A 23,850-nucleotide genomic window follows, 5' to 3' on the forward strand; every position below is an offset into this window, starting at 1 on the left:
CCACCGGTGATCCACTAGAGCTAGGGTCGGTACATGGAATTCCGACACCTGGGCCGTTCCGGCCTGATGGTCAGCGAGATCTCGTACGGCAACTGGATCACCCACGGGTCGCAGGTCGAGGAGGACGCCGCGTTCGCCTGCGTCCGGGCCGCACTCGACGCGGGGATCACGACCTTCGACACCGCCGACGTGTACGCCGGCACCCGAGCCGAGGACGTGCTCGGCCGGGCGCTGGAGAACGAACGCCGGGAGGGCCTGGAGATCTTCACCAAGGTCTACTGGCCGACCGGACCGGGCCGCAACGACCGTGGCCTGTCCCGCAAGCACATCATGGAGTCGATCAACGGCTCGCTGCGCCGGCTGCGTACCGACTACGTGGACCTCTACCAGGCCCACCGGTACGACTACAGCACGCCGCTGGAGGAGACGATGGAGGCGTTCGCCGACGTCGTGCACGCCGGCAAGGCGCACTACATCGGGGTCTCCGAGTGGACCGCCGAGCAACTGCGCGCCGCGCACCCGCTCGCCCGGGAGCTGCACGTCCCGCTGGTCTCCAACCAACCACAGTATTCGATGCTCTGGCGGGTAATCGAGACCGAGGTCGTACCAGCCAGCGAGGAACTGGGCATCGGACAGATCGTCTGGTCGCCGATGGCGCAGGGCGTGCTCTCCGGCAAGTACCTGCCGGGGCAGCCGCCGCCGGCCGGTTCCCGCGCCACCGACGAGAAGTCCGGCGCGGGCTTCATCTCCCGGTTCATGAACGACGACGTGCTGACCCGGGTGCAGCAGCTCAAGCCCCTCGCCGAGCAGGCCGGGCTGAGCATGGCCCAGCTCGCCGTGGCATGGGTCCTGCAGAACCCGAACGTCTCGTCGGCGATCATCGGGGCGTCCCGCCCCGAGCAGGTGCACGACAACGTCAAGGCGGCCGGGGTGAAGCTCGACGCCGGCCTGCTCAAGGCGATCGACGACATCGTCGAGCCGATCGTCGAGCGGGACCCGGCGAAGACCGAGTCCCCCGCGCAGCGTCCCTGACGCCGTTCCGGCCCGGCCGGCGCGAGGGTTTCGCGCCGACCGGGCCGGGTCCGGTCACCTCAGCCCTGCCCCTCGCCGGGGCGGTCAGCCCTGCCCCTCGCCGGGGCGGTCAGCCCTGCCAGAAGCGGATCAGCTCCAGGCCGGTGGCGTAGAGCCACGAGGGCAGACCGAGCAGGTCACCGATCGCGAAGACCGCGTCGAAGAACCAGCCGCCGATGCGCGGGTTCCACAACAGTGCGAAGAGCAGCAGGAAGCCGTACGGGGCGAACAGGTCGTACATCTTGCGCCACTGCGGGTTGAGCCACGGCTGGATCATGTTGCCGCCGTCCAGGCCGGGCACCGGCAGCAGGTTCAGCACGCTCGCGGTGAGTTGCAGGAAGGCGAGCAGCGCCACCCCCGCCCAGAACTCCACCGGCCCGCCCGACTGGGTGCCGAGCCGCACCGCCAACACGAGCACCAGCGTGAACAGCACGTTTGTCGCCGGCCCGGCGAGGCTGACAAGTGTGTGCCGCAGTCGGCCCGGGATGGCGTGCCGGTCCACCCAGACCGCCCCGCCGGGCAGGCCGATGCCGCCGAGCAGCACCACCGCCACCGGCAGCACGATCGACAGCAGCGGGTGGGTGTACTTCAACGGATTGAGCGTCAGGTAGCCGCGGTGGGCGATGTCCCGGTCGCCGGCCCGGTAGGCCACCACCGCGTGGGCGTACTCGTGCAGGCAGAGCGAGACCAGCCAGCCGGACACCACGAACAGGAACACGTTGAACCGGACGCTGCCGTAACCGTTCCACGCCAGCACCCCGCTGACCGCGAAGAGGGCGACCAGGCCGAGGAAGACCGGGCTGGGCCGAAACGCCGCCTTGGGTACGCCGAGGACCAGCCCGTCGGCTCCCGGCCGGTCGTAGGCCATCACTCGGCCGTGGGCAGCAGGCTCATCCGGTACTCCACCCGGTCGTCCTCGACGAGCGCGACCGAGGTGACGCCGGACGCCGCGAGCTCCCGCCAGGTCTGACCGATCCAGGATTCGGCATCGGCCTGGCTGCTGAACGACTCCGCCGGTCCTTCGACCGTCTGGCCGTCCGTGCCCTCGTACCGCCAGCTCCACGCCATGCCGCGTCTCCCCTCGCCGCTGAAGTCCCCGTGGGACGAACCCTCGCCAGCGTAGTCGGCCCAAAGCACAACAGCCGCGCGCTCACCCCGCAGAACCCCGCAAGATCAATCGAGCCGCCCACCCGCCCCTTCCGCGATCTTGCACTTTCTGCCGGGATATAGAAGGCATTCCACGCATCTCGGCGACCGAAAGTGCAAGATCGGCGCGGCGGGACGCGGATCTTCGGGAGGGCTGGGGCGACGTGCCCGGACTCGGACGAGGCGAACTAAGGTACGGGCATGTCCGTAGACGGGTGGAACACGGTCCTGGTGCTCGGCGGGATCCGGTCCGGCAAGTCCGAGTTCGCCGAGTCCCTGGTCACCGACGCGCCGGTGGTCCGCTACCTCGCCACCGCGCCCGAGGGCGACCCGGAGGACACCGAGTGGGCGACCCGGTTGGCGGCGCACCGCGCCCGGCGGCCGGGCAGCTGGACCACCGAGGAGACCACCGAGGACCCGCGCCGGCTGGCCGACGTGCTCGCGTCCGCCGAGCCCAACGAGACGCTGCTCGTGGACGACCTCGGCGGCTGGGTGACGGTGCTGCTCGACCCGGCGCACCAGCCGGCCAACGACGTGGCGACGATCGACGAGCTGGCCGACGCGATCCGCACCTGCTCGGCCCGGGTGGTGCTGGTGAGCCCCGAGGTGGGGCTGTCACTGGTGCCGACCACCCCGCTGGGCCGGGCGTTCACCGACGCGCTGGGCGCGGCCAACCGCGCGGTCGCCGACGCCTGCGACGCGGTGGCCCTGGTGGTCGCCGGCCAGCCGGTGTGGCTCAAGCCGGCCGCCAGCACGACCACCCCGGCCACCCCCGGCAGCACGACCGAGCCAGCCGCCCCCGGCCGCGCCACCACCCCGGCCGCCCCGGGCAGCGCCACCGCCCCCGGCGGCGCCACCGCCGCCGGCAATGCGAGCGAGCCAGCCGCCCCCGGCAGCCTGGCCGACGCCGAGCCCACCCCCGAGGTGCAGCTGCCCGACGTGCTGACCCACGCGCCGCCGGTCGTTCCGACCCAGGAGCCCGGCAACCCCTGGGCCGCCCCGACCATGGCGCTACCGATGGTGGCCACCGGGCTGGTCATCCAGCCGGGCATGGAGCTGCCGATGCCCGACGAGTTCGCGGGCCCGCAGGCGGTGGACCGACTGGCCACGCTGGACGTACCGGGCGCCGGGCTGGGTGTGCTGGACCGGGTGGTCGGCTTCGCCGCCACCACCCAGGGCACCCCCACCCCCCAGGCCTGGGGCTCGGTGCGGGTGTTGCTGCTGCACGGCGACCACGCCGGCGGGGCGTCGGCCGGCACCGTCGCCGGTGAGTCGGCGCGCCGGGCCGCGCAGGCCCGCGCCGGCCGGGGCGCGTTGGCGCGACTCGCCGCCGAGAGTGGCGCCAGCCTGCAGGTGGTGGACACTCCCACCGCCGCGCCGATGGAGGACCAGCCGGCGCTCTCGCTCGATCAGGTGGAGTCGGCGCTGCGCTACGGCTGGCGGCTCGCCGAGCAGGCCGCCGACGCCGGCGTACAGCTGCTGGTGCTGGGGGCGTGCGGCGCCGGCACCGAGGCGGCGGCCGCGGCGGTGCTCGCCGCGACCGCGGGCGCGGAGCCGCCCGCCGTGCTGGGCCGGGTGATCACCGACTCCGGCGAGATCGACGACGCGGCGTGGATGATCCGCTGCGCGGCGGTCCGCGACGCGCTGCACCGCACCCACCGCTCGCCGCGCGGCGCCAAGGACATCCTGGCCGAGCTGGGCGGCGGCGACGTGGCGGTGGCCACCGGCGTGCTGCTCGGCGCCACCGCCCGGCGAGTGCCGGTGCTGCTCGACGGGCCGGTCGGGGTGGCCGCCGGCATGGTCAGCCGCGACCTGGCCGGGCAGGCCCGGCACTGGTGCCTGCTCGCCGACCACGGCGGTCACCCGTCGGTGCGGCTCGCCGCCGACGTGCTCGGCCTCACCCCGCTGCTCGACCTGCGGATGGATCTCGGCGAGGGCGCGAACGCGCTTGTCGCACTCCCGCTGCTGCGCTCGGTGCTCGCCCTGGCCGCCGCACTGCCGGTCCACCCGTCGCTCGGGGGCGACGAGGAGTCCGACCCGGTCCTCGACGAACCGGAGTCGGCCTACGCCGAGCCCGACTACGCCGAGCCGGAGCCGGCCGGCCCGGGTCCGGCCAGCACCGGGGCGGACGAGCAGCCGGCGTCGGGCTGGCGTGCCGGCTGAGACGCGGTTCCTCGCGGGAACCCGGCTGGCGGTCACCACGTTCACCACGCTGCCGGTGCGGGCCGGGCGGATCGACCGCCCGGTCGCCGGCATCGCGATGGCACTCGCCCCCGTGGTCGGCGCGCTGCTCGGCGTCCTGCTGGCCGGGGTGCTGCTGCTGACCAGCGCGTTCGCTCCCCCACTGGTGGCCGCGGGTGTGACGGTCGGCGCGGCCGCACTGCTCACCCGCGGGCTGCACCTGGACGGGCTGGCCGACACCGTGGACGCGCTCGGCTCGTACCGGCGGGGGGCAGCCGCACTGGAGATCATGAAGAAGCCGGACGTCGGCCCGTTCGGGGTGGTCGCCCTGGTGGTCGTACTCCTGGTGCAGTCGGCGGCGCTCGCCGACCTGGTGGGGCGGTCCGGGCTGGCGTGTCTCGCGGCGGTGGTCGCGGCGACCGCTGCCGGGCGGTTCGGGGTCACGGTGGCCTGCCGGCGGGGAGTGCCGGCGGCCCGACCGGACGGGCTCGGCGCGCTGGTGGCCGGCACGGTCGGCCCGGTGGCGGTGGCCGTCGGCGCGGTCGCCGTCGCGCTGCTGGCGGTGCCCGCGGTGCCGGGCCGCCCGTGGCAGGGGCCGCTGGCCGTCGCCACCGCGCTCGCCGTCGCACTCGCGCTGCTGACCCACGTGGTACGCCGGCTCGGCGGGATCACCGGCGACGTGCTCGGCGCGACCGTCGAGGTGGTCACCACGCTGGTCTACCTGGGTGTCGTGCTGTCCGCCTGAACCGGGCCCGGCGGGCCGGGTAGCGTTCGGCTCGACAGCACCGGCACGGCCACCGGGGGAAACAAGCATGCTCATCACGGACGACTTCCTGCCCGTACCGGTGCCGGAGTCGCTCAGCGCGACCTACCTGGTGCCGATGGCGGGGCTGCCGAAGGTCAGCGCGAAGACCGCGGTGGCGGCCCTGACCGGCCGGCTGGCCGAGCCGGTGCACGGGCTGGCCCGCCAGATGCTGGACAGCCCGCTGATGAGCGTCGACACCCGGCCGATCGCCGACTTTCCCGAGCTGCCGCCGGACCTGCTCACCGCGTTCGGCGCCACCGAGGAGCAGTTGGCCCGGCTGGCCGCGGCGAGCCACCTGGTGGTCGTACAGGCCGAATACCGGCCCGGTTGGCCGCCCGCGCACGAGTGGGCGGCCCGCGCGGTCGCGGCCGCCGTGGCGGAGTCCGTCGACAGCGACGTGGTGGACGTCTTCGGCCTGCAGTTCCTCGACCCGGCGACCGCGCTGCGCTCGCTCCCCGACGAGCAGGGCCGCGTCCGACTTGTCGACTGGGTGCTGGTGCCGTACTCGTCCGACAGGGAGGGGCTGTGGTTCACCACCAAGGGGCTGCGCCGCTTCGGGCTGCTCGAGTTGCAGACCCAGGGGGTGCCCGACCACCTCACCCGCGCCTGGGGTGCGGTGATGACCGGGGCGGCCCGTCGACTGCTGCGGGACTGGACCGACGGGCTCACCGGCGAGGAGGTGCCGGCGTTCGTGCAACTGCCGGTGCTGGCCACGGTCACCGGGCACGACATCGCGGTGGCGTACGGCAATCCGGAGCAACACGGCGCGACGGCCCCGGTGCTGCTGCGCCTGGAACTGGACCCGGCGACCGACCCGGAGGCCGACTCGTTCCTGAGCCTGCGCCCACCCGCCGGCCACCCGGGCCCGGACGGGCGCTACTACGCCGCCGCCTGCGCGACCTTGTTCTCCGGAATCCAGCCGGACGTGCGCTACGCCCGCTCCGGTGACGCGATGAGCCGGGCGGTCGCCACCGCGCGGGCGGCGCTGGGTGACGCGCGGGCCCGGTTCGTCGCCGGCCGGCTGCCCGCGGAGTCGCAGCTGGTGGTCAAGTACGGCCTGCCCGGCGACGACGGCCCGGAGTACGTCTGGGCGGGCGTCACCACCTGGGAGGCCCCGGAGCGGATCGTCGGCGTGAGCGCCAGCGACGCCAACACCGACCCGAGCGTGCGCATCGGCGCCCCGGTGGTGGTGGAGGCGGCAGACGTAGTCGACTGGGCCATCCTGGACGCGACAGGCGTCATCGAAGGCGGCTGGACCCAGGCAGTCCTAGATTCCGGCGAACCCCCCACCCCCACCCGCTAACCCCACCCCAACTGCCCCCACCCCCACCCCCACCCACCCCCGCCCCACCCCCACCCGCCGCCCCGCCCACCCCCACCCGCCGCCCCGGTTGATCATGGAGTTATAGCCATGACACGCCGGCGGCGGCGGCTATAACTCCATGATCAACGGGGCCTGGGACGGTGGTGGGGGGAGGGGGACGGGGGACGGGGGGACGGGGGGACGGGGGACGGTGGGGGTGGGTTACTTCACTGAGGGGGTTACGAAGGGGGGTTTGGTTAGGGTCAGGGGGGCTCGGCGGCCTCGGATGTCGATCTCGACCTCGTCGCCTTCGGCGAGGTTGGCGTCGGTGTCCAGCAGGGCCAGGGCGATGCCCTGTTTGCGGGTTGGGGAGAAGGTGCCGCTTGTCACCTCGCCGACCTGGGTGTCGCCCACGTGCAGGGTCATGCCGGGGCGGGGGATGGCCCGGTCGACGGCCACCAGGCCGCGCAGCGTACGCCGGGGGCCGGCGGCCTTCTCGGCGAGCAGCGCGTCGCGGCCCCAGAAGGCCGGCTTGTCCCAACCGACGGCCCAGCCCGAGCGGGCCTGCACCGGGGTGATATCCACCGAGAGGTCCTGCCCGTGCAGTGGGTAGCCCATCTCGGTACGCAGGGTGTCCCGGGCGGCCAGGCCGCAGGCCCGCAGCTCGAACGCCTCCCCGGCGGCGAAGAGGGCGTCCCAGACGGTCACCGCGTGCTCCGCCGGCACCACCAGCTCGTATCCCAGCTCGCCCGTGTACCCGGTACGGCAGACGGTCAGCTCCACCCCGGCCAGGCTCGCCGCGGAGAAGCTCATGTAGCCGTGTTCGGTGGGCAGGTCGAGGGCGGTCAGCAACTCGGCCGAGCGGGGGCCCTGCACGGCCAGTACGGCGTACCCGTCGTGCTCGTCGGTGACGGTGACCTGCGCGGGCGCGGCGGCGCGCAACCGGCGCACCACCTCGGCGGTGTTCGCGGCGTTCGGGATGAGGAACACGTGGTCGTCGGCGTACAGGTAGGCGATGATGTCGTCCACCACGCCACCGGTGGCGTCGTCGCAGCAGAGCGTGTACTGCGCCCGGCCCGGCCCGATCCGGCCCAGGTCGTTGCTGAGGCAGGAGTTGACGAAGTCGGCCGCGCCGGGGCCGCTGACCCGGGCCTTGCCGAGGTGCGACACGTCGAAGACCCCGACCGCGGTCCGCACCGCGGTGTGCTCCTTGAGCACCCCGCCGCCGGCGTACTCCAGCGGCATCTCCCAGCCCCCGAAGGGGGCGAACTTGGCGCCGGCGGCGGTGTGCCGCTCGTGCAGCGGGGAACGACGCAGCCGGGTCGCGGCGGCGTCGGAGGTCACGTCGGTCATGGGTGGCAACTTACCGGGGGCCAGGTCGCTGGTTAGCATCGGCGGGAGCCCGCTGGCGCTGTCGGCGGGACAACCATGACGTTCGGCGGGTACGTTCCGCCGAAGACCTTCACCGCCGGTACGCGACGCCGCGACCGGCCCGGCCCGCCCGGAGTAGCTTCAGTGACATCGCCCCGCACCACCAACCTGAGCCTGGTCGACACCGATCCGGCCGAGCTCGCCGTCGACGCGATCGTGATCGGCGTGCACAGCCAGACCGGAGAGCAGGGCGCCACGAGCGGCCTCGCCGGCACCCTGCTGCTCGCCAGCGGCGCGGAGAGCATCGCCGCCGCGTTCGACGGAAAGCTGACCGAGACGCTGGCGCTGCTCGGCGCGACCGGTGGGCCGGGTGAGGTCATCAAGCTGGCCACGCTGGGCACCGTGACCGCCCCGCTGGTCGCCGCGGTCGGGCTCGGCCCGGAGCCGTCGGGTGCCGCCCCGGCCCCGGAGACGCTGCGCCGGGCCGCCGGTTCGGCGATCCGGGCCCTGGCGGGCGCGCCCAGGGTCGCGCTGGCGATGCCGCTGCCGGACGACGCGGACGCGTCGGCCGAGCTGCGCGCGGTCGCGGAGGGCGCGCTGCTCGGCGGGTACCGGTTCGCCGGCTACAAGACCCGTCCGCAGCCGACCCGGCGGGAGCCGGTGACCGAGGTGCTGATCGCGGTGCCGGACGCCGATGACGCGGGCGCCCAGGCGGAGGTCACCCGGGCGCAGGTGGTGGCGAACGCGGTCCGGCTCACCCGGGACTGGGTGAACACCGCTCCGAACGAGTTGCGGCCGCCGTCGTTCGCCGACGCGGTCGCCGGTGCCGCCCGGGACGCGGGCCTCGGCGTCGAGGTGCTGGACGAGGCGGCGCTGGCCGCCGGCGGTTACGGCGGCATCGTCGCGGTCGGTCAGGGCTCGGAGGCCCCGCCCCGGCTGGTGAAGCTCACCTACACGCCGCAGAACGGCGGCAACGGCAAGCGGGTCGCGCTTGTCGGCAAGGGGATCACCTTCGACACCGGCGGCATCTCGATCAAGCCGGCGCAGGGCATGTGGGAGATGAAGTCCGACATGGGCGGCGCGGCCGCGGTGGGCGCGGCCATGCTGGCGATCGCCGCGCTGAAGCCGGCGGTGGCGGTCAGCGCCTACCTGCCGATGGCGGAGAACATGCCGTCGGGCACCAGCTACCGGCCGGGTGACGTGATCACCATGTTCAACGGCAAGCGGGTCGAGGTGCTCAACACCGACGCCGAGGGCCGGATGATCCTGGGCGACGCCATGGCCCGTGCCTGCGCGGACGGCACGGACTACCTGTTCGAGACCTCCACCCTGACCGGTGGCCAGGTGGTCGCGCTGGGCAAGCGGGTGGCCGGCGTGATGGGCACCCCGGAGCTGTGCGAGCGGGTCCAGGTGGCCGGCGACGCGGTCGGCGAGCCCGCCTGGCCGATGCCGCTGCCCGACGACGTGCGTAAGGGCATGGAGTCCGACGTGGCGGACATCTCGCAGGTCAACGCCGGGATGGACCGGGCCGGTCACATGCTGCAGGGCGGGGTGTTCCTGCGCGAGTTCGTGACCGACGACGTGGCCTGGGCGCACATCGACATCGCCGGCCCGAGTTACCACTCGGGCGAGCCGACCGGCTACTGGACCAAGGGCGGCACCGGCGTCCCGGTCCGCATGCTGGTGCAGCTCGTCGAGGACGTCGCCGCCAACGGCTGACGAAGCTCCGGGAAGGGCCGCCCGCCGACGCGGGCGGCCCTTCCGCACGTCTCGCTGCCGCTCGCGGCGGCGTTCGCGCCTCGGTGCCGCTCGGGCGGGCTTCGCGCCTCAGTGCCGCTCGGGGCGGCGTTTGCGCCGTTCGTTGAAGTCGCGCATCCGCTGCGGGTAGCCCATCAGCCGGACGTCGTACACCGGGATGCCCATCCGGTACGCGAAGCGCCGGGCGCCGTCCGGGCCGTCGATGCGCCGCCGGGTCCACTCCCCGTCGTCGGCGATCAGGATGACGGTGGTCTCGGTCACCGTCGTCCGCGGCTCGATGAACGCCTCGACGCCACGCCGGCTCCGGACGAAGTTCTCCAGATGGTCCAGGTCGCCACGATCGGCGACACGATCACGGCTCGGCACAGCCGCCTGTTTGCGGCGCCGGAACAACCCCACCGGACCTCTCCCCCACCGTGCGTCATCGACAACGGTGCCAAGGGTACGTGTCGATGACGTGTCGTTGGGCACCTCGGTACGCACCCTGTGCCCGGTGGTGACAAGATGACCGAGGTGGGGTGTGTCTGTGTTACACCCCCGTGACCCCCGATGCAGCGACGCGACCTGGGAGTTGGACGTGAGCGAGCCGAACGAAGCGACCTTCGACATCGTCATCCTCGGAGGTGGCAGCGGCGGTTACGCGGCGGCGCTGCGCGCCGCCCAGCTGGACCTGAAGGTCGCGCTGATCGAGAAGGGCAAGCTCGGCGGGACCTGCCTGCACAACGGCTGCATCCCGACGAAGGCGCTGCTGCACGCCGCCGAGATCGCCGACCAGGCCCGCGAGTCGGAGCAGTTCGGTGTGAAGGCCGAGCTGATCGGCATCGACATGGCCGGGGTCAACTCGTACAAGGACGGTGTGATCTCCCGCCTGTACAAGGGCCTGCAGGGCCTGGTGGGCAGCTCGAAGAACATCACCTTCGTGGCCGGCGCGGGCAAGCTGGTCGGCAAGAACGTCGTCGAGGTCGACGGCAAGCGCTACACCGGCCGCAACATCGTCCTGGCCTCCGGCTCGTACGCCAAGAGCCTGCCCGGCCTGGAGGTCGACGGCGAGCGGATCATCACCAGCGACCACGCGCTCATGATGGACCGGGTGCCGTCGTCGGTGATCGTGCTCGGTGGCGGCGTGATCGGCGTCGAGTTCGCCAGCGTGTGGAAGTCCTTCGGGGTGGACGTGACGATCGTCGAGGCGCTGCCCCGGCTGGTCGCCGCCGAGGACGAGGAGTCGTCGAAGGCGCTGGAGCGGGCGTTCCGCAAGCGGAAGATCAACTTCAAGGTCGGCAAGCCGTTCGAGAAGGTCGAGAAGACCGAGAACGGCGTCAAGCTGACCATTTCCGGCGGCGAGACCGTCGAGGCGGAGCTGCTGCTGGTCGCCGTCGGTCGCGGCCCGAACACCGCCAACCTCGGGTACGAGGAGCAGGGCGTCAAGATGGACCGCGGCTACGTGCTGACCGACGAGCGGCTGCGCACCAGCGTGCCGAACGTCTACGCGGTCGGCGACATCGTGCCCGGCCTCCAGCTCGCGCACCGCGGCTTCCAGCAGGGCATCTTCGTCGCCGAGGAGATCGCCGGGCAGACCCCGGCCGTGATCGACGAGGTCGGCATCCCGCGGGTCACCTACTGCGACCCGGAGCTGGCGTCGGTGGGCCTGACCGAGGCGAAGGCCAAGGAGCAGTACGGCGCCGACAAGGTCAAGACCGTCAACTTCAACCTGGGCGGCAACGGCAAGAGCCAGATCCTCAAGACCACCGGCTTCGTGAAGCTGGTGCGGGTGGAGGACGGCCCCGTGGTCGGGGTACACATGATTGGCGCCCGGGTGGGTGAGCTGATCGGTGAGGCGCAGCTCATCTACAACTGGGAGGCCTACCCGGCCGAGGTCGCCCAGCTCGTGCACGCCCACCCGACCCAGAACGAGGCCCTGGGCGAGGCGCACCTGGCCCTCGCCGGCAAGCCGCTGCACGCGCACGCCTGATCATCCACAACCGCGGCGTCCGGCGACGGGCGAAGATCCCACCAGGGGAATGAAGGAGTCTCAGAACATGCCGGTATCGGTCACCATGCCCCGGCTCGGCGAGAGCGTCACCGAGGGCACCGTCACTCGCTGGCTCAAGCAGGAGGGCGACACGGTCGAGGTCGACGAGCCCCTGCTCGAGGTCTCGACCGACAAGGTCGACACCGAGATCCCGTCGCCCGCGGCGGGCGTGCTGAGCCGGATCGTGGTCGGCGAGGACGAGACCGCCGAGGTCGGCAGCGAGCTGGCGGTCATCGCCGGTGAGGGCGAGTCGACCGGCGGTGGCGAGGCCGCCCCGCAGGAGCAGGCCCCGGCCGAGTCGGTCGAGCCGGTCACCGAGCCGACGGCCGCCGCCGAGGGCACCGCCGACGAGGTGGCCCAGGACGAGGCACCGGCCGAGGCACCGGCTCCGGCCGCCGCCTCCTCGGGCGAGGGCACCGCGGTGAAGATGCCGGCCCTGGGTGAGAGCGTCACCGAGGGCACTGTCACGCGCTGGCTCAAGCAGGTCGGCGAGACCATCGAGGTCGACGAGCCGCTGCTGGAGGTCTCCACCGACAAGGTGGACACCGAGATCCCCTCGCCGGTCGCCGGCACCGTCCTGGAGATCAGGGTCGCCGAGGACGAGACCGCGGCGGTCGGCGCCGACCTGGCGATCATCGGCGTTGCCGGTGCGGCCCCCACCCAGGCGAAGCCCGAGCCGAAGCCCGAGCCGAAGGCGGAGGCGCCGGCTCCGAAGGCCGCGCCGAAGCAGGAGCCGAAGGTCGACGAGCCCACGCCGGGCATGTCGTACAACGAACCGGCCGCGGAGACCGAGAGCTCGGCGCAGCCGGCGAAGACCGAGCAGGCCGCGCAGCCGGCCGCGGCGACCTCGGCGCCGTCGCGCCCGTCCGCCCCGGCGCCGGGTGCCGGCGAGGAGGCCGCCGGGTACGTGACCCCGCTGGTGCGCAAGCTGGCCAGTGAGCACGGCGTCGACCTGTCCACGCTCAACGGCACCGGCGTGGGTGGCCGGATCCGCAAGCAGGACGTCCTCGACGCGGCCGAGAAGGCGAAGGCCGCCAAGGCCGCTCCCGCTCCCGCCGCGCAGCCGGCCGCCGCACCGTCGGCGGCTGCGGCCAAGCCGGCCGTCAAGCCGCAGCCGAGCGGCAAGCGGGGCACCACCGAGAAGCTGACCCGGACCCGCAAGGCGATCGCCAAGCGGATGCACGAGTCGCTGCACGAGATGGCGCAGCTCACCACTGTCATCGAGGTGGACGTCACGCGGGTCGCCAAGCTGCGGGCGCAGGCGAAGGACTCGTTCCAGCAGCGGCACGGCGTGAAGCTGTCCTTCCTGCCGTTCTTCGCTCTCGCCACCGTCGAGGCGCTGCAGACGTACCCGATCGTCAACGCCCGGATGGACCTGGCCGAGGGGACGATCAGCTACCCGAACGCGGAGCACCTCGGCATCGCCGTGGACACCGAGCGGGGCCTCGTCGTGCCGGTCGTCCACAACGCCGGTGACCTCAACCTGGGCGGCATCGCCAAGCGGGTGGCCGACCTGGCCGAGCGGACCCGGATCAACAAGATCAGCCCGGACGAGATCGCCGGGGCGACCTTCACGCTGACCAACACGGGCAGCCGGGGCGCCCTCTTCGACACGCCGATCGTGCCGACGCCGCAGTCGGCGATGCTCGGCACGGGTGCCGTGGTCAAGCGGCCAGTCGTGGTCAACGACCCGGATCTGGGCGAGGTCGTCGCGGTCCGGTCGATGGTCTACCTGGCCATGTCCTACGACCACCGGCTGATCGACGGTGCCGACGCGGTCCGTTTCCTGGTCGCGATCAAGGAGCGGCTGGAGGCCGGCAACTTCGAGGCGGAGCTGGGCCTGTCCTGATCCCGCGCATCGCGTAGCGGCGCCCCGGTCGTCGACCGGGGCGCCTCTTCGTCTGCGTCGCTCAGCTCTTCAGCAGGTCGGTCGAGACCTTCCAGAGCCGCTCGGCGGCCTCCGGGTCCAGCGCGTACGCCGCGACGCCCGTGCGCCCGCCGGGCTGGGCGGGGGCGGCCTCCTGACAGTCCTCGAAGTAGCGCCCACCCACACCGTCGAGCAGTGGTGAGGCGGCGACCAGCACCGAGGTGGCGGCACCCTGTTCGACTGTCTTCCACGCCGCCGCGTTGCCCGCCCGGATCCGGTTGAGCTCCTCCTCGCTGACGTAGCGCTGCAGGTTGGTCTGGATCGCGCCGGGCATCAGCGAGTTGGCCAGGATGCCGTCGTCGGCCCAGCGGCGGGTCGCCTCCACGGCGAAGAGCACGTTTGCCGTCTTCGACTGCCCGTACGCCTGCCACGGCTCGTACTCTCGGCGCTCGTACTGGATGTCCTCGAAGACCACCGGCGAGCGCAGGTGGGCGGCGGAGCTGACCGAGACGATCCGGGCCCCGTCGCCGGCGGCGAGTGCCGGTCGCAGCCCGGTGGCGAGCGCGAAGTGCCCCAGGTGGTTGGTGGCGAACTGCATCTCCCAGCCCTGCGGGGTGCGCATCTCCGGGGCGGCCATGATGCCGGCGTTGTTGACCAGGATGTGCAGCGGGCCGTCCCAGTTCGCCACGAAGTCGGCGATCGAAGCGTGGTCGGCGAGGTCGAGCGGCGCGACCATGACCCGGTCGTTGCCGGTGGTGGCGGTGATGTCGTCGGCGGCACGCTGCCCGGCGTCGGTGTCGCGGACGGCCAGGGTGACCTCGGCGCCGGCGCTGGCCAGGGCCCGGGCGGTCTCCACGCCGATGCCGGACGACCCGCCGGTGACGATCGCCCGCCGCCGGACGAGGTCCACGCCCCGGATCACGTCCGTGGCCGTGGAGTGATGGGCGAACGAGGTGGTAATCGGGTTGTTCGTCGTCATGATCCATCCTTGTCCGGGGTGGGTCGGACCGACCGGCCCGCTGCCGGAGGCCGTTGGCGGCCGTGATTCGGCCTCCGCGCCGACCGACGGCGCTCCGGACCGAACGAGGGCCGGTCCCGGCGGTTTCCCGCCCCAGGCCGGAGGTAACGCTCGACCGCACCGCCATCGCCGTTCGAGCCTTCGAGCAGGCCAGACGCTGCCAGAGTGGGACCGTGGGCAGCTACCGGCGGGGCGGACAACTGGGCCCCGCCGTCCCGATCGCCCCCGGTGCCCGGGTGGACAAGTTCGAAGTCTTCTTCGACCTGGTCTTCGTCTTCTCGTTCTTCATCATCACCCGGGCGACCGCCGCGAACATCTCCGGTCGACAGTTGCTGCACGCCAGTCTGGTGCTCGCCGTGCTCTGGTGGATCTGGGTGGTGCACAGCCTGGTCGCCACCCGGGTCCGGCTCGGTGAGGGCTACGTGCCGGTGCTCATGGTGATCGCCATGGTGGCCCTGTTCGCGTTCGCGTTGGCGCTGCCGCAGGCGTTCAGCGACCCGAAGGGCGGCGCCGGCGGCCCGATGCTGGTGGCCGTCAGCTACGTCGTGGTCCGGGCCGTGCACATGTACCTGTATCAGCACGTGGTGCGGGACAGCCCGCAGGAGCGGCGGCAACTGCGGCGGTTCGCCCCGGAGTTGGCGGTGAGCATCGTGCTGCTGCTGGCCGCCGCGCTGATCCCGCCGCAGATCACCGACCCGGACCGGGCCGCCCTGGTCCGCGACGGGCTGTGGATCGCGGTGGTGGTGGTGCAGTACGCCACCGGCTTCATCGTCGGCACCTGGGGGTGGGGGGTGACAAGCGCCGAACACTGGACGGAGCGCTACGACCTCATCCTGATCATCGCGCTGGGCGAGTCGATCATCTCCACGGGTGTGGGCGGCAACCTGCTCGGCAAGCCGGTCACCTGGCCGGCGGTAACGGCCGCCGCACTCGGCATCGTGGTCACGGCCGCCCTCTGGTGGGCGCACTTCGACTTCGTCGGGCCGGCCGCCCGGATCGCCCTGCACTCGTCCGAGGGCAGCCCGCGGGTGGCGATGGCCCGGGACGCGTACGCGTACCTCTACCTGCCGATGATCGCGGGGGTGATCCTCTTCTCGATCGGCAACGAGCAGATCCTGCACAAGATCACCGACCCGGCCGGCGGGATCGCCGAGCGGGTCGAGGGCCCGGCCGTGCCGATGCTGTTCGGCGGGCTGATCTGCTACTTCGCCGTCAACCTGCTGTTTCAGCTACGTACCCTGCACACCGTCACCTGGACCCGCGTCGGTGTCATCGTGGTGTTGACGGCCGCCCTGCCGGTCGGCCAACACCTGCCGGGGCTGGGCGCCCTCACCCTCGCGACAGTGATCTGCGTGGGGCTGGTGGCGGTGGAGGTGCTGGTGTTGTCGGACTCCCGGCACGCGTTGCGGGCCGCCGTCTTCCAGGAGCGCACCAGCCACGAGGCCCACGAGGCCGCCTGGCGCGCCCGCTGGCACGACGTCCGGGAGACCGACGAGCCGACCACCCCGTGACCGCCGGTATTCCCGGTTCGGGGTGCGACCGGGCGGGCCGGTCAAGCTAGACTCCGGCGCAGCGTCGCGGTGCACCCGGCTCGAAGGCCGCCGTGGGCATGGAGGCGCGGGGACAGCATGGGACGAACGTGCACCCGGGCAACTCACCGGCCGGCCGGCTCGCCGCCGTCGGCAATCAGATGATCGAGATCCACCTCTGGCTCAGCGCGGAACTGGCCCGGCTTCGGGCCGGCCTCGACACCTCGGGCGACGCGCGGGCGTCCCGGGACCTGCGGGCGCACTGCCTGACCTTCTGCGCCGCACTCGGCCGACACCACTCCGGTGAGGACGCGGGCGCGTTCCGACTGCTCGCCAACCAGGTCCCCGAGCTGCGCCCGGTCATCGCGAACCTGATCACCGACCACGAGGTGGTGGCCGGCATCCTGGAACGGGTCGAGGCGCTGCTCGCCGGCGACCCGGCGCTGCCACTCGCCCAGGTGCGCGCCGAGCTGGACGGGTTGGCCGCGCTGCTCGAGTCGCACTTCCGCTACGAGGAGAAACGGCTGGTCAGCGCGCTGAACGCGCTCACCGGCCAACCCGGGACGACCGAGGAACTCCTCGGCCTGACCGCACCGCCGACCTGACGGACGGCCCGCCCAGCGCCGATTACTCCGGCGACGCCGGGCCGGGCGGCCGCTCGTAGAAGCGGATCTTCTCCCGCAGGTGGTCGTACTGGCGCTGGAGCAGGCGCATCTGCTCCTCCACCCGCGCCGCGTGGTGGCGCAGCAGGTCGCGCCGCTCGTCGGCGGTGTGCTCGCCCTCGCGGGCCAGCTGCGCGTAGCGGCGCATCTGCGCGATCGGCATCCCGGTGTCGCGCAGGCAGCGGAACAGCACCAGCCAGCCGAGGTCGTCGTCGGTGAAGACCCGCTGCCCACCCGCCGTCCGCTCCACGTCGGCGAGCAGCCCGATCTTCTCGTAGTACCGCAGGGTGTCCAGGCTGAAGCCACTGCGGCGGGCGGCCTCTGAGGGGGCGTAACCGTTCATGCTCCGCGATGGTAGTGCTTGACCTGGAGTGCGCTCCAGGTTGGAGGCTGGTCGCCATGACGACGACACGGACGCTGGGACACAGCGGCATCGAGGTGAGCGCCATCGGCATGGGGTGTTGGGCGATCGGTGGACCGCTCTGGGGCGACGACCGACAGCCGTACGGCTGGGGTGAGGTGGACGACGACGAGTCGATCCGCACCATCCACCGGGCGCTCGATCTCGGGGTGACCCTGTTCGACACGGCCAGCAACTACGGTGCCGGGCACAGCGAGCGGATCCTCGGTCGGGCGCTGACCGGCCGGCGGGACCGCGCGGTGATCGCCACCAAGTTCGGCAACGTCAGCGAGGAGGAGACCCGGCGGTGGCTCGGTAGTGATGCCAGCCCGACGTTCGCGGTCCGCAGCCTGGAAGACTCACTGCGCCGGCTCGGCACCGATCACGTCGACCTGTACCAACTGCACATCAACGAGCTGCCGGTGCCCGCCGCGCTCGACCTGGTCGACACCCTGGAGGGCCTTGTCGACCAGGGCAAGATCCGGGCGTACGGCTGGAGCACCGACAATCCCGCCTCGGCGGAGGCGTTCGCGGCCGCCGGCCGGCACTGCGCCGCGATCCAGCACGACGAGTCGGTGCTGCGCGACAACGCGGCGGTGCTGGCGGTCTGCGACAGCCACGATCTGGCCAGCCTCAACCGTGGGCCGCTGGCGATGGGGCTGCTCACCGGGTCGACCCGGGCGGTCGGGGCGGACGATGTGCGCGGGCGCGCCCCGGAGTGGTTGGAGTGGTTCACCGACGGCCGACCGACGCCACGCTGGGCGGCCCGGGTCGACCAGGTCCGCGCGGCGCTCACGGCGGACGGGCGCACCCTCGCGCAGGGCGCGCTCGGCTGGCTGCTGGCGCGCAGCCCGCGTACCGTCCCGATTCCCGGTCTGCGCACGGTGGCGCAGGCCGAGGAGAACCTGGCGACCCTGGCGCTCGGCCCGCTCAGCGCCGAGGCGTACGCCGAGGTGGAGCGACTGCTCGCCGACCTGCGACCGGTCCACGCGGCCTGACCGTCAACGGCCCTCGCCCCGGGCGCCGTCACCGGAAGTCGTCCGCGTGCTCCGCGGCCCACTGCCGGAACGTGCGCCCGGGGCGGCCGGTCACCTGCTCGACGTCCGGGGCGACCCAGCCGCTGCCGTCGGGATGACGCCCCATCTCCAGGAACCACTCGATCACCTCGGCCGGGTAGAGGTCCCTCCAGTGCTCGCGGGCCTGCTCCGGGCTCAGCTCGTCGAAGCGCACCGGGCGGCCGATCGCCTCACCGATCATCCGGACCGCGTCGCGGCGGCGGACCGGCTCCGGCCCGGTGGGCTGGTAGACGCGGCCGGCGTGGCCGTCCTCGGTCAGCGCGGCCACGATGACCGCGGCGATGTCCGCCTCGTGGACCAGCGCGCTGTTCCAGTCCCCGAACGGTGCCCGCACCACCCCCTCGGTGCGGATCCCGGCCGCCCAGTCGCGGGTGTTGGCCATGAACTCACCAGGGAAGACGTGCGTCCACTCCAGGCCCGAGTTCTCGACGGCCCGGTGCAGGGGCCGGTGGGGTGCCTCGATCGGATCGTCGTCCGCCCGACTCGGATCGTTGTGGCCGAGATGGGTGACCCGGCGAACGCCGGCCTGTCGGGCCAGTTCCAGGATCTCCGCGCCGGTGGTCAGCGGCCCGTACCCGTCCATCGCGACCAGGTGCATGCGCGTCACGCCGCGCAGCGCCGCAACCAGCGTGTGGGGCCTGGCGAAGTCGCCCGCCACCACCTCCACCCCGGCGGGCAGCGCGGTGGCCGCCGGCGACGCGGGATCGCGGGTCAGCGCGCGTACGTCGTGGCCGGCGTTCACCAGTTGCCGGACCAGGCTGCCTCCGACAGTCCCGGTCGCTCCGGTCACCAGAATCGGCATGGTTCCTCCTCAGGGTCGCCCGTCGGCGGGCACGGCGAGCCAACCCCGCCAAACGGGAGCGCTCTCGGATTGGCTCATGGTCGGTCAGATCCGCGCCGGAAGCAATTGCGAATAACGTATTCATGTTTGCTCTGACCTGCGGAAACGCGGTGACCCCGAATGCGCGCGGCACACCTTTTTCGGCGGCCGGGACGCCCCTTGACCTGCGTTTTCCACGCGGGTCGGCGTGCTGGCACAGATTTCTTGCCGGACACACCCCCGTGGCCGGCCCCACGCATCCGCCAAGCGCGTTCTGGACGAAGATGGGGGTATGCGCATCCTTCTGGCCGGCGCGTCCGGCTTCCTCGGCACTCGGCTGGCCGAACGGCTCACGGCGGACGGGCACCAGATCACGAGGCTGGTCCGTCGGTCGCCGCGCGACTCGCAGGAGCGGCGGTGGGACCCCGCCGCCGGGCAGCTCGACCCGGCCGTGGTCGCCGAGGCGGACGCGGTGGTCAACCTGGCCGGAGCGGGCGTCGGCGACAAGCGCTGGGACGACAACTACCGGCGGTTGATCAGGACCAGCCGGGTGGACAGCACCACCACGCTCGCGACCACCATCGCCGGGCTGCCGGCCGCGGACCGGCCCCGGGTGCTGCTCAACTCCTCGGCCGTGGGTTGGTACGGCAACACCGGCGACCGGGCCGTGGAGGAGGACGCGCCGGCCGGTGAGGGCTTCCTGGCCGACGTCTGCCGGGTGTGGGAGGCCGCGACCCGACCGGCCGAGGACGCCGGGGTACGCGTGGTGCGGCTGCGCACCGGCCTGCCGCTGCACCGCGACGGCGGGCTGCTCAAGCCGCAGTTGCTGCCGTTCAAGCTGGGCATCGCCGGGCGGTTGGGCAGCGGCCGCCAGTGGCTGCCGTGGATCTCGCTCGTCGACTGGCTGGACGCGACCCTCTTCCTGCTGGACCGCGATGACATCGCCGGCCCGGTCAACGTGGTCGGCCCGAACCCGGTGACGAACGCCGAGTTCACCCGCGAGCTGGCCCGGCAGCTGCACCGCCCGGCGGTCATCCCGATCCCCGCGCTGGCCCTCAAGGTGGCCCTCGGCGGCTTCGCCCACGAGGCCCTCACCAGCACCAGGGTCCTACCCGCCGTCCTGACGAGAGCCGCCTTCCCGTACCAACACCCCACCCTCCCGGCAGCCCTACAAAAAGCCCTGACCAACTAACCCCGCCCCGCCGCCCCGCCGCGCCCCGCCCCGCCCCGCCGCCCCGCCGCGCCGCCCCGCCGCCCGCCGCGCCGCCCGCCCGCCGCGTTGATCATGAGGTTATTGCCACTCCCATCGGCGTGTCGTGGCAATAACCCCATGATCAACGGGGGCAGGGGGGTGGGGGGCAGGGCGGGCAGGGGGTTAGCAGCCGATTACCCAGTGGGTGGGGGCGGTTTGCTTGAGGGTGCTGGTGTAGAAGGTGTTGTAGAGGCCCATGCGCTGGTTGGAGCCGTTGGCGTAGGCGTAGCCGCCGGACTGGTAGGCCCGGCCCGCCGCCACGTGCGCGTAGTTGCTGGCCGTCACGCAGGTCGGGGGCGTGGTCGGGGTCGGGGTCGGGGCGGCCGTCTGGGTCGGGGTCGGGGCGGCCGTCTGGGTCGGGGTAGGGGTGGCCGTCGGGGTAGGGGGCGGGGTGGTGCCGCCGCCGTTCAGGCCGAAGAAGAGCGCGTCACGGTACGTCGAGCAGATGGTGTCCAGGAAGTACGCCCCGGCGGTGCCGCACTGGTCGGCCCCGGAACCCGGGTCGACCGGGGTGCCGTGGCCCATGCCGGAGACCCGGTAGAGCCGTACCTCGTCGTTGCCGTACACCTCCAGGCTGGTGTTGGCGGGCAGGGACGAGGTGCTGGTCGGGGTCTGCGAGATGCCGCGCACGTTCGTCCACTGGTCGCGGGACTCGGTGCCGTTGAGCGGGGCGACCGTCGGGTCCGAGGTGCCGTGCCAGATGGCCACGCGGGGCCGCGGGCCGGCATAACCGGAGTACGCGCCCCGGACCAGGTCACCCCAGGCGGCCGGGGTCTTGTCCGCGCCCGGGTTCATGCAGCTGAAGGCGTTGACCATGCTGGTGGCGCAGCGGTACGGGATGCCCGCGATGATCGATCCGGCGGCGAAGACGTCCGGGTACGCGGCGAGCATGACCGCGCTCATCGCCCCGCCCGCGGACAACCCGCTGACGAAGACGCGGGAGCCGTCCACCCCGAAGTTCGCCTTGGCGTGGTCGACCATCTGTTTGATGGACAGCGCCTCACCCTGGCCCCGGGCGGTGTCGCCGGCCTCGAAGAAGTTGAAGCAGGAGTTGGCGTTGTTGCCGGCCGGCTGTTGGGCGACGATCAGGGAGAACTTCCACTGGTCGGCGTACTTCTGGTAGCCGGAGTTGGCGAAGTACCCGGCGGCGGTCTGCGTGCAGCCGTGCAACAGCACCACGGCCGGGGAGTTGGCCGGCAGGTTGTCCGGCCGGTAGGCGTACATGGCGAGGTTGCCCGGGTTGGAGCCGAACCCGGTCACCTGGGTGAGGGTGGCGGCCTGGGCGGGTGCGGCGATGGCGACCGCGCCGGCTGCGGCGAGGACGAGCCCGACGCCCGCGCCGATCAGCCGGGTGAGGATGGACGAGGAGCGGCGCACGGCGGCCTCCTGAGGCAGCGGACTGTGAACTGGGTCACGGTCGAATTGCCGTGACGTTACGACGATGTGTCGCCGCCCTGACATGGGGCGCGCTCACACATTCACGGCCGCCGAGGTGTACGCCGAACCGTCGACGCGAGTCCTCCCCAGCCTCACGCGACAACAACGGTCCCCTCCTCGCAGGTCTGACCGGCCTGTCCAGGTCCGGTTGGTAACGTCCGCTGCGTGCCGTCCTCCCCGTCGCTGGCCACCGGGCCCGCACCCGCGTCACCGCCGCGCGTCGTCCGGGACCGCCGGGCCGACCTGATCGTCGTGCTGGTGGCGCTCGCGCTCGCCGTCTGGGTGACGAGCGGGCTGTGGCGGGACCCGAACGTTCGCACCATCACCGTCAACTCCAGCGACCAGGCGCTCTTCGAGTGGCTGTTGGCCTTCGGCGGCCACGCGGTCACCCACGGGGACAACCCGCTCTTCACGTACCTGATCAACGTCCCGGACGGCGTGAACCTCGCGGTCAACACCTCGATCACGGTGTACGCGGTGGTCTTCGCCCCGCTCACGTACCTGATCGGGCCGCCGGCCACGTTCCTGGTGATCCTCACCCTGAACCTGCTCGCCACGGCACTGGTCTGGTACTGGCTGCTCTCCCGGCACCTGGTCCGCAGCCGGCTGGCCGCCGGGGTGGGCGGCCTGTTCGTCGCCTACTCCCCCGGCATGGTCTCGCACGCCAACGCCCATCTGAACTGGACCGCCGGTTGGCTGGTGCCGCTGTTGATCTGGCGCCTGTTCGCGCTGCGCCGCCCCGGGCACTGGCTGCGCGACGGAGTGCTCCTCGGCGTGCTGGTCGCGGTGGCCTTCTCCATCGCCGCCGAAGGGCTCTTCTTCACCGCGCTGGCGCTCGGGGTGTTCGTCGCGGTCTGGGCGCTGCATCCGGTCAACCGGGCCGAGGCCCGCGCCGCGCTGCCCACCTTCCTGCGCGGGCTCGGGGTGACCGCGGTGGTGGCCGGCGTGCTGCTGTCGTACCCCTTGTGGTTGCACTTCGCCGGGCCGCAACGGTTCCACGGCACCGGCTTCGACCCGGTGATCCACTCCGAGGACATCGCCGCGTTCGCCGCGTTCCCGCGGCGTTCGCTGGCCGGCGAGGCGGGGCTGGGCACCTCGTTGGCCCCGAACCCGACCGAGGAGAACTCGTTCTTCGGCGTTCCGCTGCTGGTGCTCACCGTGGTCTGCTTCGTCGCGCTCTGGCGGTGGGCCGACGCTGGCCGCCGGGCCACCCTCTGGGCGCTGGGCGTCCTCGCGCTGATCTTCGCGGTGCTCTCCTTCGGGCCGGTGGCCAAGGTCGACGGGCGACGCATCGACCTGCCCATGCCGTTCGACCTGCTCGGGCAACTGCCGGTGGTGAACGCCGCGCTGCCGGCCCGGCTGGCGCTGGTGGTCGCGCCGGTGATCGGGCTGCTGCTGGCGTACGCGGTCGACCACCTGCGCGCCGCACCACCCCGGCACCGCTCCACGGAGTTGGCCTGGCTGATCGGGTTCGCGGTGGCCCTGGTGCCGCTGCTGCCCACCCCGCTGCTGACCGACGAGCGGGAGCCCATTCCCCGGTTCATCACCTCGGGCACCTGGCGGGACTACGTCTCACCGGACGGGGTGCTCACCCCGGTGCCGTTGACCGTGGACATCTACCCGGACGGTCAACGCTGGCAGGCGTACGCGTTGGCGCACCGGCAGGGCGAGTTCGAGATCCCCGGCGGATTCTTCCTCGGCCCCGGCGGGCCGGACGGGCGGGGCCGGATCGGCCCGGTGCCCCGCACGCTGAGCGCGTTGATGGACCAGGCCGGCCGGACCGGGCTGGTGCCGATCGTCACCGACGGAACGATCCGGGAGGTGCAGTCGGACCTGCGGCACTGGCGGATCGAGACGGTGGTGCTCGCCGACCAGGTGCACGGCGCGAAGTTCGAGGTCGACGAGGAGGCGCTGCTTCGTACCGGCACCGCCCTGTTCGGCGAGCCGCAGCGGGTCGACGACGTCTGGCTCTGGCGGATCCCACCGGCGGACCGGTAGCCGCGCCGGAAACGCGGGACCGGCTTGCCTCCGAGCCTCCCGCTGCCGGCCCGCGACGCCGCGCCCACCTACCGGGGGCGTCGTGCTCGGCCGTCGTCGGCCGCCCGCGCCGTCGCCGCCCGACCGA

General features: G+C 72.7%; 20 protein-coding genes. 12 read left to right on the forward strand and 8 right to left on the reverse strand.

Translation table 11 applies throughout. The features are described 5' to 3' along the window. Positions 1-33 precede the first annotated feature (33 nt). Positions 34-1,032, forward strand: coding sequence for an aldo/keto reductase family protein (locus AB0B57_RS25845; protein ID WP_357074857.1), 999 nt, complete (start codon positions 34-36; stop codon positions 1,030-1,032). A 109-nt stretch (positions 1,033-1,141) separates the two neighbouring features. On the opposite strand, the gene AB0B57_RS25850 is transcribed toward AB0B57_RS25845, so the two are convergent. Continuing rightward, entirely contained in the window at positions 1,142-1,939 is a 798-nt protein-coding gene (locus AB0B57_RS25850; RefSeq protein WP_357074860.1) for a site-2 protease family protein, read from the reverse strand. After that, entirely contained in the window at positions 1,939-2,139 is a 201-nt protein-coding gene (locus tag AB0B57_RS25855) for a hypothetical protein (protein ID WP_196918986.1), read from the reverse strand. Before AB0B57_RS25855 ends, AB0B57_RS25850 begins: the two co-directional genes overlap by 1 nt. Positions 2,140-2,418: 279 nt before the next feature. Here AB0B57_RS25855 and AB0B57_RS25860 point away from each other — a divergent pair, with 279 nt between their 5' ends. The 3 genes from AB0B57_RS25860 (at position 2,419) to AB0B57_RS25870 (ending at position 6,506) form a co-directional block, all read left to right on the forward strand. Beyond that, the gene (locus AB0B57_RS25860; RefSeq protein ID WP_357074864.1) at positions 2,419-4,380 is read left to right on the forward strand and encodes a bifunctional adenosylcobinamide kinase/adenosylcobinamide-phosphate guanylyltransferase; all 1,962 of its coding nucleotides are present in this window, start codon (positions 2,419-2,421) and stop codon (positions 4,378-4,380) included. After that, positions 4,370-5,143 carry an adenosylcobinamide-GDP ribazoletransferase gene (locus AB0B57_RS25865; RefSeq protein WP_357074867.1) on the forward strand — a complete coding sequence of 258 codons (774 nt, stop codon included), beginning with the start codon at positions 4,370-4,372 and terminating at the stop codon, positions 5,141-5,143. Before AB0B57_RS25860 ends, AB0B57_RS25865 begins: the two co-directional genes overlap by 11 nt. 67 nt (positions 5,144-5,210) lie before the next feature. Continuing rightward, positions 5,211-6,506, forward strand: coding sequence for a DUF2314 domain-containing protein (locus AB0B57_RS25870; RefSeq protein ID WP_357074870.1), 1,296 nt, complete (start codon positions 5,211-5,213; stop codon positions 6,504-6,506). A gap of 222 nt (positions 6,507-6,728) precedes the next feature. Here the strand turns inward: AB0B57_RS25870 and gcvT are convergent, their stop codons facing one another. Next, entirely contained in the window at positions 6,729-7,859 is a 1,131-nt protein-coding gene (gcvT, locus tag AB0B57_RS25875) for a glycine cleavage system aminomethyltransferase GcvT (RefSeq protein WP_357074873.1), read from the reverse strand. A 162-nt stretch (positions 7,860-8,021) separates the two neighbouring features. On the opposite strand from gcvT, the gene AB0B57_RS25880 reads away from it, so the two are divergent. Further along, a complete protein-coding gene (locus AB0B57_RS25880; RefSeq protein WP_357074876.1) occupies positions 8,022-9,596 on the forward strand; it encodes a leucyl aminopeptidase in 1,575 nt (524 codons plus the stop codon). Positions 9,597-9,704: 108 nt separating this feature from the next. On the opposite strand, the gene AB0B57_RS25885 is transcribed toward AB0B57_RS25880, so the two are convergent. Further along, positions 9,705-10,034: a hypothetical protein gene (locus AB0B57_RS25885; RefSeq protein WP_357074879.1), complete on the reverse strand. Its 330-nt coding sequence runs from the start codon at positions 10,032-10,034 to the stop codon at positions 9,705-9,707. A gap of 178 nt (positions 10,035-10,212) precedes the next feature. On the opposite strand from AB0B57_RS25885, the gene lpdA reads away from it, so the two are divergent. Further along, positions 10,213-11,604: a dihydrolipoyl dehydrogenase gene (lpdA, locus tag AB0B57_RS25890; protein WP_357074882.1), complete on the forward strand. Its 1,392-nt coding sequence runs from the start codon at positions 10,213-10,215 to the stop codon at positions 11,602-11,604. Between the two features lie 67 nt (positions 11,605-11,671). Beyond that, positions 11,672-13,513 (forward strand): 2-oxoglutarate dehydrogenase, E2 component, dihydrolipoamide succinyltransferase, encoded by a 1,842-nt coding sequence (sucB, locus tag AB0B57_RS25895; protein ID WP_357074885.1) that lies wholly within the window; start codon positions 11,672-11,674, stop codon positions 13,511-13,513. A gap of 61 nt (positions 13,514-13,574) precedes the next feature. Here the strand turns inward: sucB and AB0B57_RS25900 are convergent, their stop codons facing one another. Continuing rightward, a complete protein-coding gene (locus AB0B57_RS25900; protein WP_357074888.1) occupies positions 13,575-14,510 on the reverse strand; it encodes an SDR family NAD(P)-dependent oxidoreductase in 936 nt (311 codons plus the stop codon). 212 nt (positions 14,511-14,722) lie between these two features. On the opposite strand from AB0B57_RS25900, the gene AB0B57_RS25905 reads away from it, so the two are divergent. Together AB0B57_RS25905 and AB0B57_RS25910 are read left to right on the forward strand one after the other, a co-directional pair. Next, positions 14,723-16,060, forward strand: coding sequence for a low temperature requirement protein A (locus AB0B57_RS25905; protein ID WP_357074891.1), 1,338 nt, complete (start codon positions 14,723-14,725; stop codon positions 16,058-16,060). 98 nt (positions 16,061-16,158) lie between these two features. Then, complete coding sequence (locus AB0B57_RS25910; protein ID WP_357074894.1) at positions 16,159-16,683, forward strand: hemerythrin domain-containing protein; 525 nt, start codon at positions 16,159-16,161, stop codon at positions 16,681-16,683. 22 nt (positions 16,684-16,705) lie between these two features. Here AB0B57_RS25910 and AB0B57_RS25915 read toward each other — a convergent pair whose 3' ends face one another. Further along, positions 16,706-17,083, reverse strand: coding sequence for a MerR family transcriptional regulator (locus AB0B57_RS25915; protein ID WP_357074897.1), 378 nt, complete (start codon positions 17,081-17,083; stop codon positions 16,706-16,708). A 56-nt stretch (positions 17,084-17,139) separates the two neighbouring features. Here AB0B57_RS25915 and AB0B57_RS25920 point away from each other — a divergent pair, with 56 nt between their 5' ends. After that, positions 17,140-18,138, forward strand: coding sequence for an aldo/keto reductase (locus AB0B57_RS25920; protein ID WP_357074899.1), 999 nt, complete (start codon positions 17,140-17,142; stop codon positions 18,136-18,138). A 28-nt stretch (positions 18,139-18,166) separates the two neighbouring features. On the opposite strand, the gene AB0B57_RS25925 is transcribed toward AB0B57_RS25920, so the two are convergent. Beyond that, the gene (locus AB0B57_RS25925; RefSeq protein WP_357074902.1) at positions 18,167-19,018 is read right to left on the reverse strand and encodes an NmrA family NAD(P)-binding protein; all 852 of its coding nucleotides are present in this window, start codon (positions 19,016-19,018) and stop codon (positions 18,167-18,169) included. 310 nt (positions 19,019-19,328) lie between these two features. On the opposite strand from AB0B57_RS25925, the gene AB0B57_RS25930 reads away from it, so the two are divergent. After that, complete coding sequence (locus AB0B57_RS25930; protein ID WP_357074904.1) at positions 19,329-20,228, forward strand: TIGR01777 family oxidoreductase; 900 nt, start codon at positions 19,329-19,331, stop codon at positions 20,226-20,228. Between the two features lie 183 nt (positions 20,229-20,411). Here the strand turns inward: AB0B57_RS25930 and AB0B57_RS25935 are convergent, their stop codons facing one another. Beyond that, a complete protein-coding gene (locus AB0B57_RS25935; RefSeq protein WP_357074907.1) occupies positions 20,412-21,665 on the reverse strand; it encodes a PHB depolymerase family esterase in 1,254 nt (417 codons plus the stop codon). A 225-nt stretch (positions 21,666-21,890) separates the two neighbouring features. On the opposite strand from AB0B57_RS25935, the gene AB0B57_RS25940 reads away from it, so the two are divergent. After that, positions 21,891-23,723 carry a DUF2079 domain-containing protein gene (locus tag AB0B57_RS25940; protein WP_357074910.1) on the forward strand — a complete coding sequence of 611 codons (1,833 nt, stop codon included), beginning with the start codon at positions 21,891-21,893 and terminating at the stop codon, positions 23,721-23,723. Positions 23,724-23,850: the final 127 nt, after the last annotated feature.

Source organism: Micromonospora sp. NPDC049101, assembly GCF_040648675.1.
Taxonomy (GTDB): Bacteria; Actinomycetota; Actinomycetes; order Mycobacteriales; family Micromonosporaceae; genus Micromonospora.